Below are 17,851 nucleotides of genomic sequence, written 5' to 3'. Positions count from 1 at the left end.
GAACCCCGATCCGCTCTCGGTATCCGCCTCCTCGCCGCCACCGTCGACGTCCTCGGTCCCGCTGAGGCGTTCCGCGCCCGCACCGATGCCGTCCCCTGACCCGGCGTCACCTGCCCCCGGCCCGGCCTCACCGGCCCCGGACCCGAGGCCGGTACGGGAGTCATCGGCGGGCGCTCGCCCGGCATCCGACGAACGGGACGCATCGGATGTGTCAGGTCCCCCGTCCGCATCAGGCGCACCACCGGCGTCGACCGGACCGGCAGGTCCGGGCAGCGCCGCCGGTGCCGACGGCCGCGGGAGCGGCCTGCCGGCGGTGGGGTGCGCGATGGCCGCGTCGAACGCGCCGCCCCACGCGCTGCCGCGCTGCTGGGGAACGCTCGCCCGGGCCCCTCCGCGCCGTCCTCGGCCGCGGCCGTGCGGACCGCCCTGCCCGGGAACCCCGGACGGCGTCCGGTGCGACGCCGAGGCGCCCGACTCCTCGTTCCCGTACGGCTCTTCCCGCCCGTCACGACCCATAGCGGAAGCTCCCGTGCACGCCGGACACCGAACAAAACAGGGGTCAGCGTGACACAGACGCACACGGCGATGGCAGACGCGCGAACGGCAACCACTCGTCCGAGGAACGTTCGCACACCGGAGCGTCGAAAAACCCTCGCTCCGAACCGGTTCCCACCGCTCTCGGGATCACCCGAACGGGAACAACCTTCCGAAGGGGCACCCTCCTTTCGGGTGCGGCTCACGGGCACCGCTCCCGATGTCACCTCGGGCTTCACTTCCGTGCCTTTTCGGGAAGCACGCGGACGCGATTCCACCGATCCACCGTCGGACGGCCATCACCAGAGGCCGACGGCGAGACGCCTGCCACCGGAAGGCCGACGGCGGGACGGCCGCCACCGAAAGGCCGACGGCGGGACGACCGCCGTCAGCCGGCCACCGAGCGCCCCGCCATCAGGCCATCAAGCCGTCACGCATCAGGCCGTCAGCGGTCAAGCCGTCAGCGGTCAAGCCGCCGGCCGCGACCGCAGCCCCTCCAGCAGGATGTCCAGCAGCCGCGAGGACGCCGCCGCCTGCTGCGCCGCGTCCGGCAGCGAAGGCGCCGCCGTGGCGATGACCAGCAGCACGTCCGCGACCGTCACGTCCGGCCGCAGCTCGCCCGCCGCCCGCGCCCGGTCCACCAGCCGCCCGACGACCTCCAGCAGCGCCGCCGCGCCCGAACCGTCCCGCTGCCCCTCGGGCACCGACGCCGGCCGCTGCTCGACGAGGCGCAGCTCGTGGAGCTGGCCCCCGGCCGCCCCCGGCTGCCGCTGCTGCGGCACCCGGGCCTGCGGCGCCGCCACCGGCGCCACCGGCTCCGGGGCGGACTCGCCCTCGACGCCGACCCGCAGCACCTGCGGCGGCAGCAGCCGCCCGGCGCCCGAGGCCACCGAGGTGCGCAGGAACCGGGAGAGCGCCGACCACGGCTCCTCCTCCTGGCCCAGCGCCGTCCGCGCCTGCTCGGTCAGCCGTGCCGTCTCTTCCTCGGCTATCCGCCTGACCAGGACGTCCTTGCTCGGGAACCGCCGGTAGACCGTTCCCACGCCGACCCGGGCCCGGCGCGCCACGTCCTCCATCGGCGCTCCGTACCCCAGCTCGCCGAAGACCTCGCGAGCCGCCCGCAGCACATGTTCGAGATTGCGCTGCGCGTCCACGCGCAGCGGCGTACTACGGCCGCCGTTCCCGTCGGAGGGCGCGACAGCGGTAGACCAATGAGAGCCCTGAATGTGCATACGTTCCCCCGGTTATGACGTCTCCCCCCGGAGACTCCCCGCCCTGACTGCCGGAGCAGACCGCTGCCTGAAACCCCGACGAAGTACGAACATAGTTGAGCCCAGGTCAAGAAAGAAGAGGGTAGTTCCGCACAGCCTGCCCCCAATAGGAGTACGCGCCGGTCCGCGGTTGATTCCGCACCACCTCACCACCCCGGCGGATCCGCGCTGACCTGCATACCTTGTCCGAGGCGGGGCAAGCGGAGGCTCCGCCTTCCGGCTACGCCTCCGGTCATACGTTTCGCCCGGCCCTGTGGACAAACACCGGTACCCGGTGCGTCATGGAAGGGAGCCGTGCGACCGCGAGGATGCGAAGGGACAGCCTTGGCCAAAGAACCGGCGGTGAAGGAAGCGACGAAGGAAGCGACGCGCATTCTGGTCGTCGGGGGCGGCTACGTGGGCATGTACGCCGCACTGCACCTCCAGCGCAAGCTGCGGAAGGGCGAGGCCGAGGTCCTGGTCGTCAGCCCCGACCCGTACATGACCTACCAGCCCTTCCTCCCCGAGGCCGCGGCCGGCTCCATCTCGCCCCGGCACGTCGTCGTCCCGCTCCGCAGCGTCCTCAAGGGCTGCCGGCTCCTCGTCGGCGAGGTGTCCGCCCTCGACCACGCGGCGCGGACCGCCACCGTCCGGACGGCGGCCACCGAGGAGGCCGGCGCGGGCGCCCTCACCGTCCCCTACGACGAACTGGTCATCGCCCCGGGATCCGTCTCCCGCACCCTCCCGATCCCCGGCCTCGCCGAGCACGGCATCGGCTTCAAGACCGTGGAGGAGGCCATCGGCCTGCGGAACCACGTCCTGGAGCAACTGGACATCGCCTCCTCCACCCGCGACCCGGAGGTCCGCGACGCCGCCCTCACCTTCGTCTTCGTCGGCGGCGGCTACGCCGGTGTGGAGGCCCTGGCCGAACTCGAGGACATGGCCCGCTACGCCGTCCGCTACTACCACAACATCGACCAGGACGATCTGCGCTTCATCCTCGTCGAGGCCACCGGCCGCATCCTCCCCGAGGTGGGCGAGGAGATGGGCCGCTACGCCGTCCGCGAGCTACGCGGCCGGAACATCGACGTCCGCCTCGACACCCGCCTCGACTCCTGCGAGAACCGCGTCGTGGTGCTCAGCGACGGCTCCCGCCACCCCGCCCGGACACTCGTGTGGACCGCGGGCGTCAAACCACACCCCCTCCTCGCCGCCACCGACCTGCCGCTGAACGCCCGCGGCCGGCTGAAGTGCCGTCCTGACCTGCGCGTCGAAGGGGTGGACCACGCCTGGGCGGCCGGTGACGCCGCCGCCGTCCCCGACCTGACGGCGCACGAACCGGGCGTCGAATGCGCCCCCAACGCGCAACACGCCGTCCGCCAGGCGAAGGTCCTCGCCGGCAACGTCCTGTGCTCCCTCCGCGGCCACTCCCTCACGGACTACCGGCACAAGTACGTCGGCTCGGTGGCCTCCCTGGGCCTGCACAAGGGCGTCGCCTACCTGTACGGGCAGAAGCTCAAGGGCTACCCCGCCTGGTTCCTGCACCGCGCCTACCACCTCAGCCGCGTCCCCACCTTCAACCGCAAGGCCCGCGTCCTCGCCGAATGGACCCTCGCCGGCCTCTTCAAACGGGAGATCGTCTCGCTGGGCTCGCTGGAGAACCCCCGGGCCGAATTCGAACTCGCCGCGGGCACCGGCCGCCATCCGGAGGCCGGGTGACGCACGCGCCACGCCGGTACCGGAGCGGGGAACTCCCGCCGCCGGCTCCGACGTCTCACGGATGTCAGTCCGGTCGGCCACACTGGACGTGTGACCATGGGTGGGTTCGCACTTCCGAAGAGTAACGATCGCGAGGATTCGAAGGAATCAGACGTTTGCCGCATTCCCCCGGGGGCCGGCCCCCGCACCGACCACCGCGCCCCCGCGCCGGGCGCGCGGCTCGGCCGCCACGCGTCGCCGAGCTGACCCGGACCGACTCCGCGAGGTAATCCTCAGTGAACTTCACCCGCTGGAGCGCCCGGCTCCCCGGCACACAGCGCCGGGCCGCGACGCGCGCCGACCGCAGCACCCCGGCCGCCCCCACCGCGGCGACGCCCGCCACGGGATCCGTCCCCGCCGCACGCGCCGGCTCCGGCCCGCTCCCCACGCCCGACGGCCCCGTCGCCACCCTCGACGGGCTGTCGGTCCACGACGTCCTCGGCCAGGTCCCGGCCCTCGTCGCCGTCGTCTACGGCCCCGACCACCGCATCGCCTACGTCAACGACGCCTACGCCGCCCTCTTCGGCCCCCGCACCCCCGGCGCCCCCGCCCGCGAGGCCCTCACCGAGCTGGAAGAACTCGGCCTCCTCGCCCTCATGGACCAGGTACTGCGCAGCGGCAAACCCCGCACCGTCAAATCCCGCCGCGTCACCACCCCCGACACCACCGCGGACCCGGGCGGCACCACCCCCCGCCCCCGGCACGGCTACTACACCTTCACCTGCAGCCCCCTGCGCGTCGGCGTCCCCGGCGACGGCCCGCCGCAACCCGGCGTCCTGATCTTCGCCGCCGACGTCACCGACCAGGTCGAGGCCGCCGAACGGCTGCGCACCAGCGAACGCCGCCAGCGCGAGGCCGCCGTCACCCTCCAGCGCAGCCTGCTCCCCCAGGAGCTCGAACAGCCCGATGACCTGCGCGTCGCCGCCACCTACCAGCCGGGCGGCCAGGACACCGCCGTCGGCGGCGACTGGTACGACGTCATCACCCTCGGCGCCGGCCGCACCGCCCTGGTCATCGGCGACGTCATGGGCCGCGGAGTGCGCGCCGCGGCCGTCATGGGCCAGCTCCGCACCGCCGTCCGCGCCTACGCCCGCCTCGACCTGCCGCCCCACGAGGTCCTCCAGCTCCTCGACGGCCTGGCCGCCGAGATCGACGCCACCCAGATCGCCACCTGCGTCTACGCCGTCCACGACCCCAACGAGGGCCGCCTGGTCTACGCGTCCGCCGGCCACCTGCCCATCCTCGTCCGCGACCCCGAGGGCACCGTCCACCGCGCCGCCGAACCCACCGGCCCGCCCCTCGGCACGGGCGGCTGGCTGCACACCTCGGGCAGCGTCCCGCTCGGCCCCGGCTGCAGCGCCGTCCTCTACACCGACGGCCTGGTCGAACGCCGCGACGAGGACATCGACGACGGCGTCGCCGCCCTCGAACGCGCCTTCGCCGGCGCCACCGGCACCCCCCAGGTCATGTGCGACCGCCTCATCCGCTCCCTCGGCATCACCGAGGAGCACGACGACGACGTCGCCGTCCTCGTCCTCCAGCACCCCGCCCGCACCGGCCACGACGCCGAGCTGTTCCACAACGCGGCGCTCGAACTGCTCGGCGGCGTCGAGGCCGCCCCCCGCGCCCGCGCCTTCGCCTCCGGCGTCCTCGCCAGCTGGCGCTTCCCACCGGAACTGCGCGACCTCGGCGTCCTCGCCGCCAGCGAACTCGTCGCCAACTCCCTCCAGCACGGCACGCCCCCGATGAAGCTGCGCCTGCGCCGCACCGACCGCCGCCTGATCATCGAGGTCACCGACGGCGACGACCACCTCCCGCGCCGCCGCCGCGCCGAACCCGCCGACGAGGCCGGCCGCGGCATCTCGATCATCGCCACCATCGCCTCGTCCTGGGGCTCACGCCGCACGCCGGGCGGCGGCAAGGCGGTCTGGTGCGAATTCGCCCTGCCCACGAAACACGCGCACGTGTGACCGCGGCGGCCCGGCACCGGGCCGGCGCACACGAGCCGGCCGGAGCCGGCCGGGACGAGGACGCCGGGGAAACGCCGCCCCGACCGCGCGGACGGAACGACGACAGAACAACGACGGGACAACGACGACGGCGGAGCGGTACGACCGGAGCCCACCGCTCCGCCGCACCACTCCGCCGTCCGTGCCGTGCCGACCGTCAGGCGCCGACCGTGGCCCGCTCCTCCTGCGGAACGACCCGCGCGGCCACCGTGCGCTGCTCCTGGGCCCGCAGCGGGTTCTCCTGCGCGGGCGTGAGCCGGCGCCCCAGCCGCAAGGCCAGCGCGGAGATGCCCAGCGAGCAGGCGACCAGCAGCACGATGTACGGCGCGTAGAGACCCGAACCGGCCATCAGCCCGCCGGCCGCCGGCCCCGCGGCCAGCGCCAGCTGCTTCACCAGGGCGAAGGCCGAGTTGTACTGCCCCACGAGCCCAGGCGCGGCCAGATCCGCGACCAGCGGCGCCATCGTCGGCGCCAGCATCGACTCACCGATACCGAAGAGGGCGTACGTCGAGATCAGCAGCGTGGTCGCGACCGCGTGCGCCCCCGGAACGAGACCCGAGACCCCGGCCGCCACCCAGGCCACCGTCCATATGAGGCCGACCAGGGCGATGACCCGGCTCCGCCGTCGCCGCTCGACCAGCCGCAGCACCACGAACTGCGTCAGCACGATCGCCATCGTGTTCGCCGCGAGGGCCATGCCGAGCGTCGCGGGCGAGATCCGCGTGACCTCCACGGCGAACGCGGAGAGACCCGACTCGAACTGCCCGTAGCAGGCGAAGAACATCACGAAGCCCAGCACACACAGCTGCACCATGGCCCGGTCGGCGAGCAGCGCCCGCCATCCGTTCCGCGCGGAGCCGTCCGTCGGGACGGCGTCCTCGACCCGCGGCGCCTTCGGCAGCCGCACGGTCGCGACGGTGGCGCCCAGCACCAGGAACATCACGGCCTCGATCGCGAACAGCCGGACGAAGCTCGACGGGTCGGAGGTGTCCACCAGCTGGCCGCCCAGCAGGCCGCCGACACCCAGACCGAGGTTGTTGAGGAAGAACTGCGTGGCGAACGCCCGCGACCGGGTGGTCGTCGTGGAACACCAGACGATCATCGTGGCCAGCGAGGGCTGGACGACCGCGATACCGGCACCGAGCGCGGCGGCGGCCGCGACCACCAGGAACTCGCTGTCGGCCAGACCGAGACCCATGGAACCGACGGCGGCCGACACCGTACCCGCGACGGCGACGGGGAGGGGGCCCCGCCGGTCGATCACCCGCCCGACGAAGGGCAGCACGAACAACGCGGCCACGGCGAACGTCGCGAGCACGACACCGGCCGTACTCGCCCCGAGGTTCCGTACCTGCGACACATAGATGAACAGGAACGGAACCGTGAAGCCGTTGCCGAACGCACTCAGCGCGTTGCCCAGCTGGATCCGGCGCAGTGCCGCGCCCATCGCGGTGGTCACACTCACCTTCCTTTTCCTTGATCACGAAAACGGTCCGGACCGTGCCGCGTACGGGCAACAGTCCAGACCTGAAGACTTCAGAGCTAAACTTCGAAGCTAAAGAGTACACATCAAAGGGCTTTAGCGGCAAGGTGTCGTGTCATACTGCGGCCCATGGCTGACACCCCCGGCTCCGCCGAGCCGAGCCTCGAAGAGCAGATCGCCGCTTACCAGCGCGAGTTCCAGGACCTCGATCCCCAGGTGGAGAAGGTCGTCTCGGCTCTCAGCCGACTCAACCGGCGCATGAACGTCGCCTACGGCCGGCAAACCGCGGAGCTGGGGATCAGCAACGCGGAGTGGGAGGTCCTCAAGGCGCTCGTCCTCGCCGGTCACCCGTACCGCCTGGGCCCGGGCGACCTGGCGAAGCGGCTCGGCCTGACCCCGGCCGCGATGACCCACCGCATCGACCGCATGGTCGCGGAGGGCCTCGTCACCCGGGAGCGCGACGGCGCCAACCGCGTGCGCGTCATCGTCGGCATCACGGAGGACGGCCGGGAGAAGTGGCTGGAGGCGATGCGGCTCGCCTCCGTCTTCGAGGAGGAGCTCCTCCAGGATCTCTCCGGCGAGGACCGCAGCAAGCTCGGCGAACTTCTGATCCGGCTCCTCCGCCGGGTGGAAACGGCCCAGCCGGACGCCGGCGGACGCCTCAGGGACCTCGACTGACCCGCCTGTAAGGCAGAGGCGCAGCCCAGTTGACACGGGGTCGGCGGATCCGTAATGTACTCCGAGCTGCCGCGAAGCCGTACGGTTCTCAGCGGCGGCGCTTCACGCCACTCGGCGGGATCCACTACTGCACGGCCCCTGAACGGGATGGATTTCGGCATGCCGGAATTCGTTTCGATTCAGGCCCGGGGCTCCGATTAGGAGCCACGGGGGAAATCCGGTAAAGTAGTGATCACGCCGCAAGGCGAGAAACAAACCCCGCCAACAGGGGATCGGATTTCGAATCCGGGCCGGAAACGGAACGGAAAAGGATCTGGTAAGGTTGGAAACACCGAAGGGAAGCGCCCGGAGGAAAGCCTGAGAGAGTCTCTCGGGTGAGTACAAAGGAAGCGTCCGTTCCTTGAGAACTCAACAGCGTGCCAAAAGTCAACGCCAGACTATAAAACAACCCCGTCCACGGATCCTTGTGGTCCTGGATGAGGTTCCTTTGAAAAACACAGCGAGGACGCTGTGAACGACCGGGCCTATTCCGCCTGGTCGTTCCGCTCTCGTGGTGTCGCCCCGATTACGGGGAAACATTCACGGAGAGTTTGATCCTGGCTCAGGACGAACGCTGGCGGCGTGCTTAACACATGCAAGTCGAACGATGAACCTCCTTCGGGAGGGGATTAGTGGCGAACGGGTGAGTAACACGTGGGCAATCTGCCCTGCACTCTGGGACAAGCCCTGGAAACGGGGTCTAATACCGGATATGACTGCTGAGCGCATGCTCGGTGGTGGAAAGCTCCGGCGGTGCAGGATGAGCCCGCGGCCTATCAGCTTGTTGGTGGGGTGATGGCCTACCAAGGCGACGACGGGTAGCCGGCCTGAGAGGGCGACCGGCCACACTGGGACTGAGACACGGCCCAGACTCCTACGGGAGGCAGCAGTGGGGAATATTGCACAATGGGCGAAAGCCTGATGCAGCGACGCCGCGTGAGGGATGACGGCCTTCGGGTTGTAAACCTCTTTCAGCAGGGAAGAAGCGAAAGTGACGGTACCTGCAGAAGAAGCGCCGGCTAACTACGTGCCAGCAGCCGCGGTAATACGTAGGGCGCAAGCGTTGTCCGGAATTATTGGGCGTAAAGAGCTCGTAGGCGGCTTGTCGCGTCGGATGTGAAAGCCCGGGGCTTAACCCCGGGTCTGCATTCGATACGGGCAGGCTAGAGTTCGGTAGGGGAGATCGGAATTCCTGGTGTAGCGGTGAAATGCGCAGATATCAGGAGGAACACCGGTGGCGAAGGCGGATCTCTGGGCCGATACTGACGCTGAGGAGCGAAAGCGTGGGGAGCGAACAGGATTAGATACCCTGGTAGTCCACGCCGTAAACGTTGGGAACTAGGTGTGGGCGACATTCCACGTCGTCCGTGCCGCAGCTAACGCATTAAGTTCCCCGCCTGGGGAGTACGGCCGCAAGGCTAAAACTCAAAGGAATTGACGGGGGCCCGCACAAGCAGCGGAGCATGTGGCTTAATTCGACGCAACGCGAAGAACCTTACCAAGGCTTGACATACACCGGAAACATCCAGAGATGGGTGCCCCCTTGTGGTCGGTGTACAGGTGGTGCATGGCTGTCGTCAGCTCGTGTCGTGAGATGTTGGGTTAAGTCCCGCAACGAGCGCAACCCTTGTTCTGTGTTGCCAGCATGCCTTTCGGGGTGATGGGGACTCACAGGAGACTGCCGGGGTCAACTCGGAGGAAGGTGGGGACGACGTCAAGTCATCATGCCCCTTATGTCTTGGGCTGCACACGTGCTACAATGGCCGGTACAATGAGCTGCGATACCGCGAGGTGGAGCGAATCTCAAAAAGCCGGTCTCAGTTCGGATTGGGGTCTGCAACTCGACCCCATGAAGTTGGAGTTGCTAGTAATCGCAGATCAGCATTGCTGCGGTGAATACGTTCCCGGGCCTTGTACACACCGCCCGTCACGTCACGAAAGTCGGTAACACCCGAAGCCGGTGGCCCAACCCTTGTGGAGGGAGCCGTCGAAGGTGGGACTGGCGATTGGGACGAAGTCGTAACAAGGTAGCCGTACCGGAAGGTGCGGCTGGATCACCTCCTTTCTAAGGAGCACATAGCCGACTACGAGCGAATGTCTCGTACGGTTGCTCATGGGTGGAACGTTGACTATTCGGCACAGTTTCAAAGGACTTGTTAGTACTGCTTCGGCGTGGAACACAGGGTCTTGCGAGGCTGGGTCGGGCACGCTGTTGGGTGTCTGAGGGTGCGAGCGTGAGCTTGTTGCCTTCTGCCGGCCCCGGTAAAGGTCCGCCTGTTGGTGGGTTGTGACGGGTGGCTGGTCGTTGTTTGAGAACTGCACAGTGGACGCGAGCATCTGTGGCCAAGTTTTTAAGGGCGCACGGTGGATGCCTTGGCACCAGGAACCGATGAAGGACGTGGGAGGCCGCGATAGGCCCCGGGGAGCTGTCAACCGAGCTGTGATCCGGGGGTGTCCGAATGGGGAAACCCGGCAGTCGTCATGGGCTGTCACCCGCTGCTGAACACATAGGCAGTGTGGAGGGAACGCGGGGAAGTGAAACATCTCAGTACCCGCAGGAAGAGAAAACAACCGTGATTCCGGGAGTAGTGGCGAGCGAAACCGGATGAGGCCAAACCGTTTGCGTGTGATACCCGGCAGGGGTTGCGCATGCGGGGTTGTGGGATCTCTCTTCTGTCGTCTGCCGGCGACGGGACGAGTCAGAAACCGTAGTGATAGGCGAAGGACATGCGAAAGGTCCGGCGTAGAGGGTAAGACCCCCGTAGCTGAAATCATTGCGGCTCGTTTGAGAGACACCCAAGTAGCACGGGGCCCGAGAAATCCCGTGTGAATCTGGCGGGACCACCCGCTAAGCCTAAATATTCCCTGGTGACCGATAGCGGATAGTACCGTGAGGGAATGGTGAAAAGTACCGCGGGAGCGGAGTGAAATAGTACCTGAAACCGTGTGCCTACAAGCCGTGGGAGCGTCGCACAGGGAGCTTGCTTCTTGTGTCGTGACTGCGTGCCTTTTGAAGAATGAGCCTGCGAGTTTGCGGTGTGTTGCGAGGTTAACCCGTGTGGGGAAGCCGTAGCGAAAGCGAGTCCGAATAGGGCGATTGAGTAGCGCGCCCAAGACCCGAAGCGGAGTGATCTAGCCATGGGCAGGTTGAAGCGGAGGTAAGACTTCGTGGAGGACCGAACCCACCAGGGTTGAAAACCTGGGGGATGACCTGTGGTTAGGGGTGAAAGGCCAATCAAACTCCGTGATAGCTGGTTCTCCCCGAAATGCATTTAGGTGCAGCGTCGTGTGTTTCTTGCCGGAGGTAGAGCACTGGATAGGCGATGGGCCCTACCGGGTTACTGACCTTAGCCAAACTCCGAATGCCGGTAAGTGAGAGCGCGGCAGTGAGACTGTGGGGGATAAGCTCCATGGTCGAGAGGGAAACAGCCCAGAGCATCGACTAAGGCCCCTAAGCGTACGCTAAGTGGGAAAGGATGTGGAGTCGCAGAGACAACCAGGAGGTTGGCTTAGAAGCAGCCACCCTTGAAAGAGTGCGTAATAGCTCACTGGTCAAGTGATTCCGCGCCGACAATGTAGCGGGGCTCAAGCGTACCGCCGAAGTCGTGTCATTGCAGTACATACCTCTAACGGGGACTGTGATGGGTAGGGGAGCGTCGTGTGCCGGGTGAAGCAGCCGCGGAAGCGAGTTGTGGACGGTTCACGAGTGAGAATGCAGGCATGAGTAGCGATACACACGTGGGAAACGTGTGCGCCGATTGACTAAGGGTTCCTGGGTCAAGCTGATCTGCCCAGGGTAAGTCGGGACCTAAGGCGAGGCCGACAGGCGTAGTCGATGGACAACCGGTTGATATTCCGGTACCCGCTTTGAAACGCCCAATATCGAATCAGGCGATGCTAAGTCCGTGAAGCCGTTCCGGACCCTTCGGGGAATGGAAAGTGGTGGAGCCGACGATCCAGACTTGTAGTAGGTAAGCGATGGGGTGACGCAGGAAGGTAGTCCAGCCCGGGCGGTGGTTGTCCCGGGGTAAGGGTGTAGGCCGTGTGGTAGGCAAATCCGTCACACGTTAAGGCTGAGACCTGATGCCGAGCCGATTGTGGTGAAGTGGATGATCCTATGCTGTCGAGAAAAGCCTCTAGCGAGTTTCATGGCGGCCCGTACCCTAAACCGACTCAGGTGGTCAGGTAGAGAATACCGAGGCGTTCGGGTGAACTATGGTTAAGGAACTCGGCAAAATGCCCCCGTAACTTCGGGAGAAGGGGGGCCATGTCCGGTGATGGGATTTACTCCTTGAGCTGGGTGTGGCCGCAGAGACCAGCGAGAAGCGACTGTTTACTAAAAACACAGGTCCGTGCGAAGCCGTAAGGCGATGTATACGGACTGACGCCTGCCCGGTGCTGGAACGTTAAGGGGACCGGTTAGCTTGGATTCGTCCAGGCGAAGCTGAGAACTTAAGCGCCAGTAAACGGCGGTGGTAACTATAACCATCCTAAGGTAGCGAAATTCCTTGTCGGGTAAGTTCCGACCTGCACGAATGGCGTAACGACTTCTCGACTGTCTCAACCATAGGCCCGGTGAAATTGCACTACGAGTAAAGATGCTCGTTTCGCGCAGCAGGACGGAAAGACCCCGGGACCTTTACTATAGCTTGATATTGGTGTTCGGTTCGGCTTGTGTAGGATAGGTGGGAGACTGTGAAGCATGCACGCCAGTGTGTGTGGAGTCGTCGTTGAAATACCACTCTGGTCGTGCTGGATGTCTAACCTGGGTCCGTGATCCGGATCAGGGACAGTGTCTGGTGGGTAGTTTAACTGGGGCGGTTGCCTCCTAAAGGGTAACGGAGGCGCCCAAAGGTTCCCTCAGCCTGGTTGGCAATCAGGTGTTGAGTGTAAGTGCACAAGGGAGCTTGACTGTGAGACCGACGGGTCGAGCAGGGACGAAAGTCGGGACTAGTGATCCGGCGGTGGCTTGTGGAAGCGCCGTCGCTCAACGGATAAAAGGTACCCCGGGGATAACAGGCTGATCTTCCCCAAGAGTCCATATCGACGGGATGGTTTGGCACCTCGATGTCGGCTCGTCGCATCCTGGGGCTGGAGTCGGTCCCAAGGGTTGGGCTGTTCGCCCATTAAAGCGGTACGCGAGCTGGGTTTAGAACGTCGTGAGACAGTTCGGTCCCTATCCGCTGTGCGCGTAGGAGTCTTGAGAAGGGCTGTCCCTAGTACGAGAGGACCGGGACGGACGAACCTCTGGTGTGCCAGTTGTTCTGCCAAGGGCATGGCTGGTTGGCTACGTTCGGGAGGGATAACCGCTGAAAGCATCTAAGCGGGAAGCCTGCTTCGAGATGAGGACTCCCACCCACTTGATGGGGTAAGGCTCCCAGTAGACGACTGGGTTGATAGGCCAGGTGTGGAAGACCGGTAACGGTTGGAGCTGACTGGTACTAATAGGCCGAGGGCTTGTCCTCAGTTGCTCGCGTCCACTGTGTTGGTTCTGAAACCACGAACAACCAATATGCCGGTTGTTGATTGATATGTTTCATAGTGTTTCGGTGGTCATAGCGTTAGGGAAACGCCCGGTTACATTCCGAACCCGGAAGCTAAGCCTTTCAGCGCCGATGGTACTGCATGGGGGACCGTGTGGGAGAGTAGGACGCCGCCGAACTAAATTTGAAGAAGAGCCTCGGGCTCGGATTGTGAAAGCAATCCGGCCCGGGGCTCTTCTGCGTTTCCGGCGCCATTCCCGGCGCCCCATGCCGTCCGCGGCTCTACTTCCTGCCGATCAAAGGCATTTGGTCGTCATCAGCCCGCCCTTGTGCCCCGCGCTCGCGGTCGGCCCGGAACCGCGTCGCCTCCCAGCCGGCCTTGGCGCCGGCCAGGAGCAGTCCGATGACGGCGCCCTCGAAGGGGTCGGTCACCAGGATCGCGCCGGCGGTGGCGAGGAGGACCACGACCTCGCTCCGGTGCCCGCCCCACAACCGCCCCAACTCCCGTACCGGCAACAGCTGCCGCCCCAGGGCCACGAGCACACCGGCGAGTGCCGCGACCGGCACCGCTCCCAATGCCCAGGGCAGCAGGGCGGCGAACACGGCCAGCCACACGCCCTGCAGTACACGGGAAGCCCGAGTCCGCGCGCCCGCGCGGGCGTTGGCGGTACTGCGCACGACGACCGTGGTCAGCGGGAGGGCGCCGAGGATGCCGCACACCGTGTTGCCGGCGCCCTGCGCGATGAGCTCCTTGTCGTAATCGGTGCGCGGACCGTCGTGCATCCGGTCGACCGCCGTCGCCCCGAGCAGGCTGCCGGCCGAGGCGACGAGAGTGAAGGCCAGGATCGTGCCCAGAACGCCGACCTGCCCGAGCCGCACGAAGTCCGGGCCGTCCGGCGGCTGGACGGCGGTCATCAGATCGCCGATGCGCAGCCGGTCCACCGGCAGGCGCAGTGCCGAGGCCACGACCGTCGCCGCGAGAACCGCGACCAGGGGCGCCGGGACCAGGCGCACGCCGCGCGGCCAGCGCTGCCACAACGCCAGCAGTGCCATCGTGCCGACGCCCACCGCGCCGGCGGTCAGCGCCGTCGGGGACTCCAGGGTTCCGGTGACCAGGAGGACGAGGCCGCCGAGCCGTTCCAGGCCGCCGCCGGGGGCGTCCGCGTCGGCGAGTTCGTACAACTGGCCGGTGATCAGGACGAGTCCGGTTCCCGCCAGCATGCCCTGCACCACTGCGACGGGGACCTTCCGGAACCAGTGGCCGAGCCGCAGCAGACCCAGTACCACCTGGAACAGGCCGGTGGCGAGGACGAGTATGCCGAGGCCACCGAGCCCGTAGGTCCGCACGGCCTCGTACACGAGCGCGGCGAGGCCCGCGGCCGGTCCGCTCACCTGGATGCTGCTGCCGGGGAGCAGCCCGGTCAGCAGCCCGCCGACGATCCCGGTGACGAGGCCGAGCTCCACCGGCACTCCGGAGGCCATGGCCACACCGGCCGAGAGCGGCACGGTTATGAGGAAGACGACGAGGGACGCGTGGACGTCGGCTCGGAGGAGCCGCGGAAGCCGGAGGAGGGAGCCGGTGTCGAGGCGGGGGGTGAGGAAGCGGGCGGGGCCAAGTTCCTTGTGTTCCATGGGGATTGCCTCCAACGACCCCGGGCGCACGGCGGCGGCCGGGGATCGAGAACCTGCGGTGGACGACGAGTACGGGCGTACGGACCGGGAAGTCTCTGCGCGCGGAACGGGTCGGGCCGAAGGGTGAAGAGGGCGAAAAGGGTGAAGAGAGAGGGTGAGCAGGGAGAGAAGGGCGGGGACGAGCGGAGGGGCGGGAGCCGGCGGCGGTACGTCGTACGGGTCCGCGCGCGGTGCCCGTACGGACGCGTCCTCGCCTCCTTCGGCATCGCGCCGTGAACACCCGCCCACAGTGTGACCAAGCCCTGTGCCCCTGGACCGACCGGTGCGTTACCGCGTTGTAAACGCGGAATCGAGGAGGAGGAAGAACTCCGTCCGTTCACTCCGGCGGATGCCGCGACCCACGCGCCCCAGCACGCGCCGTGACTCCCTGCTCTGCGCCGTCGCTCGCCCTCGTCGCTCACCGTGGCGTGGAGCCGGGTGCGAGGATGACAACCGGCCCTCTTCGACCACGCCATCCCGTCGGACGACGTGGCGCAGGGCGGCAACAGCACGGCACAGCGAAAGCGGAAAAGGTGAGCACCGTGACCCAGACAGTCGCCGTCCTCGGGACCGGAAAGATCGGTGAAGCGCTGCTCAGCGGCATGATCCGGGCCGGTTGGGACCCCGCGCAGCTGCTCTGCACCGCCCGCCGCCCGGAGCGGGCCGCGGCGCTGCGCGAGCGCTACGGCGTCGAGACCGTCGGCAACACCGACGCCGCGAAGGCGGCCGACACGCTCATCCTGGCCGTCAAGCCGCAGGACATGGCGACGCTCCTGGACGAACTCGCCCCGCACGTGCCGGCCGACCGGCTCGTCATCAGCGCGGCGGCCGGCGTCCCCACCGCGTTCTTCGAGGAGCGGCTCCAGGCCGGGACGCCGGTGGTGCGCGTCATGCCCAACACCCCGGTCCTGGTGGACGAGGGCATGTCGGTCATCTCCGGGGGCACGCACGCCACCGAGGAACACCTGCTGCGTACCGAGGCGATCTTCAAGCCCGTCGGCAAGACGCTGCGCGTCCCCGAGACGCAGCAGGACGCCGCGACCGCGCTCTCGGGCTCCGGCCCCGCCTACTTCTACTTCCTCGTCGAGGCGATGACGGACGCCGGCATCCTCCTCGGCCTGCCCAGGGACAAGGCCCACGACCTGATCGTCCAGGCGGCCATCGGTGCCGCCGTGATGCTCCGCGACAGCGGCGAACACCCCGTCAAGCTGCGCGAGGCCGTGACCTCGCCGGCCGGCACGACGATCAACGCCATCCGCGAGCTGGAGAAGCACGGTGTCCGGCACGCGCTCATCGCCGCCCTGGAGGCGGCCCGCGACCGCAGCCGCGAGCTGGCCTCCGGAACGGGCTGACGAGGGAGGGCGGGCCGCTGGTCCGCGGACTTCCGTGGTCATCCGCGGACGGTGGAGGCCCTGCGGTCAGGCTGCCGGGAGCAGACCGATGGCCCGATACGCGGCGTCGACCGTCGGCCGGGCCAGCTCCCGGGCCCGCCGGGCCCCGTCGCGGAGGACGCCGTCCACGTACGCCGGGTCGGCGCACAGTTGGGCGTGCCTCTCCCGTACCGGGCGCAACAGCTCCACCACCGCGTCGGCGGTGTCCCGCTTCAGCGCGCCGTACGAGCCGTAGCCCGCGGCCAGGGTGTCCGGCGCGGTCCCGGTACAGGCGGCGAGCAACTCCAGGAGGTTGGCCACACCGGGCCGCTCGGCGCGGTCGTATACGACGTCGGTCGCGCTGTCCGTGACAGCGCGCATCACCTTCTTGCGTACAACGTCGGCCTCGTCGAGGAGGTAGACGATGCCGGAGGTCTCCGCGTGCGACTTCCCCATCTTCGACGTGGGGTCCTGGAGGTCCATGACCCGGGCCGCGACCGGCGGGAGGACGGCGCGGGGGACGGTGAACGTCTGCCCGTACCGCTGGTTGAAGCGCACGGCGAGGTCGCGGGTCAGCTCGACGTGCTGCGCCTGGTCGTCGCCGACGGGAACCTCGTCGGCGCGGTACGCGAGGATGTCGGCGGCCATCAGAACGGGATAGGTGAGAAGGGAGAGGCGGACGCTTCCGCCGGTCGCGCGTTCCCGTGCCGACTTCTCCTTGTACTGGATCATCCGCCGCATCTCGCCGTCCGCGGCCGTGCACTCCAGGAGATAGGACAGCCGGGTGTGCTCGTCGACGTGGCTCTGCACGAACACCGTGCAGAGGGTGGGGTCGAGGCCGGCCGCCAGGAGCAGGGTCGCGGCTTGCCGGCTCAGCCGGCGGACCCGCGCCGGATCGTGCTCGACGGTCAGTGCGTGCAGGTCGACCACGCAGAAAAGGGCGTCGGCGCGGTGCTGGTCCGACTCGACCCACTGCCGGACGGCGCCCAGGTAGTTGCCGAGGGTCAGGTGGCCGGTGGGCTTCACACCGCTGAAGATCCGGGTCGTGGAGGTCATGGGGTCCCTCTCCTTGGGAACGGGGACCACCGCCACAGACAGCAAAAACGGCCGCCGAGGCGGCGGCCGTGGGGTGCATGCGTGGGTACGCGCAGGGGGTGGCCGCCGTCAGGCGGGCCACCACTGGCCGTTACGGGCATGCAGGGTCATGCCGACGACCGTACCGCCAGGAAACCGCTTGCGCCACGGGTTTGATCCGGACCAAGTCGCTCGTGTAAGGTTCTTCGAGTTGCTAGCGGGGCCCGAGAGGGAACCGGGGCGGCGCTTCACGCCACTCGGCGGGATCCACTACTGCACGGCCCCTGAACGGGATGGATTTCGGCATGCCGGAATTCGTTTCGATTCAGGCCCGGGGCTCCGATTAGGAGCCACGGGGGAAATCCGGTAAAGTAGTGATCACGCCGCAAGGCGAGAAACAAACCCCGCCAACAGGGGATCGGATTTCGAATCCGGGCCGGAAACGGAACGGAAAAGGATCTGGTAAGGTTGGAAACACCGAAGGGAAGCGCCCGGAGGAAAG

Annotated in this window: 9 protein-coding genes and 3 rRNA genes; 8 read left to right on the top strand and 4 right to left on the bottom strand. The window is 67.6% G+C overall.

The window, feature by feature from the left end; genetic code table 11:
* Positions 1 to 1,001: 1,001 nt before the first annotated feature.
* Entirely contained in the window at positions 1,002 to 1,766 is a 765-nt protein-coding gene (locus J7W19_RS14820; protein WP_051072741.1) for a TetR/AcrR family transcriptional regulator, read from the bottom strand.
* Between the two features lie 363 nt (positions 1,767 to 2,129).
* On the opposite strand from J7W19_RS14820, the gene J7W19_RS14815 reads away from it, so the two are divergent.
* On the top strand, positions 2,130 to 3,503 hold the full coding sequence (locus tag J7W19_RS14815; protein ID WP_267939150.1) for an NAD(P)/FAD-dependent oxidoreductase: 1,374 nt from the start codon (positions 2,130 to 2,132) through the stop codon (positions 3,501 to 3,503).
* A 275-nt stretch (positions 3,504 to 3,778) separates the two neighbouring features.
* Entirely contained in the window at positions 3,779 to 5,512 is a 1,734-nt protein-coding gene (locus J7W19_RS14810) for an ATP-binding SpoIIE family protein phosphatase (RefSeq protein WP_004952798.1), read from the top strand.
* Positions 5,513 to 5,708: 196 nt separating this feature from the next.
* Here the strand turns inward: J7W19_RS14810 and J7W19_RS14805 are convergent, their stop codons facing one another.
* Positions 5,709 to 7,010 (bottom strand): MFS transporter, encoded by a 1,302-nt coding sequence (locus tag J7W19_RS14805; RefSeq protein WP_004952795.1) that lies wholly within the window; start codon positions 7,008 to 7,010, stop codon positions 5,709 to 5,711.
* Positions 7,011 to 7,163: 153 nt separating this feature from the next.
* On the opposite strand from J7W19_RS14805, the gene J7W19_RS33500 reads away from it, so the two are divergent.
* From J7W19_RS33500 to rrf, 4 genes are all read left to right on the top strand, one after another.
* Complete coding sequence (locus tag J7W19_RS33500) at positions 7,164 to 7,712, top strand: MarR family winged helix-turn-helix transcriptional regulator (protein WP_004952792.1); 549 nt, start codon at positions 7,164 to 7,166, stop codon at positions 7,710 to 7,712.
* Positions 7,713 to 8,290: 578 nt separating this feature from the next.
* Positions 8,291 to 9,816: ribosomal RNA gene (locus J7W19_RS14795) — 16S ribosomal RNA — on the top strand.
* A 276-nt stretch (positions 9,817 to 10,092) separates the two neighbouring features.
* Positions 10,093 to 13,216 (top strand): 23S ribosomal RNA (locus J7W19_RS14790).
* Between the two features lie 80 nt (positions 13,217 to 13,296).
* Positions 13,297 to 13,413 (top strand): 5S ribosomal RNA (gene rrf / locus J7W19_RS14785).
* The 16S, 23S and 5S rRNA genes sit together here, the layout of an rRNA operon.
* Before the next feature lie 103 nt (positions 13,414 to 13,516).
* Here the strand turns inward: rrf and J7W19_RS14780 are convergent.
* A complete protein-coding gene (locus J7W19_RS14780) occupies positions 13,517 to 14,866 on the bottom strand; it encodes a SulP family inorganic anion transporter (RefSeq protein WP_004956121.1) in 1,350 nt (449 codons plus the stop codon).
* A 141-nt stretch (positions 14,867 to 15,007) separates the two neighbouring features.
* Between J7W19_RS14780 and J7W19_RS33495 the strand changes: the two genes are divergently transcribed.
* Together J7W19_RS33495 and proC are read left to right on the top strand one after the other, a co-directional pair.
* The gene (locus J7W19_RS33495; protein WP_267939149.1) at positions 15,008 to 15,142 is read left to right on the top strand and encodes a hypothetical protein; all 135 of its coding nucleotides are present in this window, start codon (positions 15,008 to 15,010) and stop codon (positions 15,140 to 15,142) included.
* A 305-nt stretch (positions 15,143 to 15,447) separates the two neighbouring features.
* Positions 15,448 to 16,257 carry a pyrroline-5-carboxylate reductase gene (gene proC / locus J7W19_RS14775; protein ID WP_004956123.1) on the top strand — a complete coding sequence of 270 codons (810 nt, stop codon included), beginning with the start codon at positions 15,448 to 15,450 and terminating at the stop codon, positions 16,255 to 16,257.
* Positions 16,258 to 16,323: 66 nt separating this feature from the next.
* On the opposite strand, the gene trpS is transcribed toward proC, so the two are convergent.
* On the bottom strand, positions 16,324 to 17,331 hold the full coding sequence (gene trpS, locus J7W19_RS14770) for a tryptophan--tRNA ligase (RefSeq protein WP_004956127.1): 1,008 nt from the start codon (positions 17,329 to 17,331) through the stop codon (positions 16,324 to 16,326).
* Positions 17,332 to 17,851: the final 520 nt, after the last annotated feature.

The sequence above is a fragment of the Streptomyces mobaraensis NBRC 13819 = DSM 40847 genome, assembly GCF_017916255.1.
Lineage (GTDB): Bacteria > Actinomycetota > Actinomycetes > Streptomycetales > Streptomycetaceae > Streptomyces > Streptomyces mobaraensis.
This window is presented reverse-complemented; position numbering and strand designations above follow the sequence as displayed.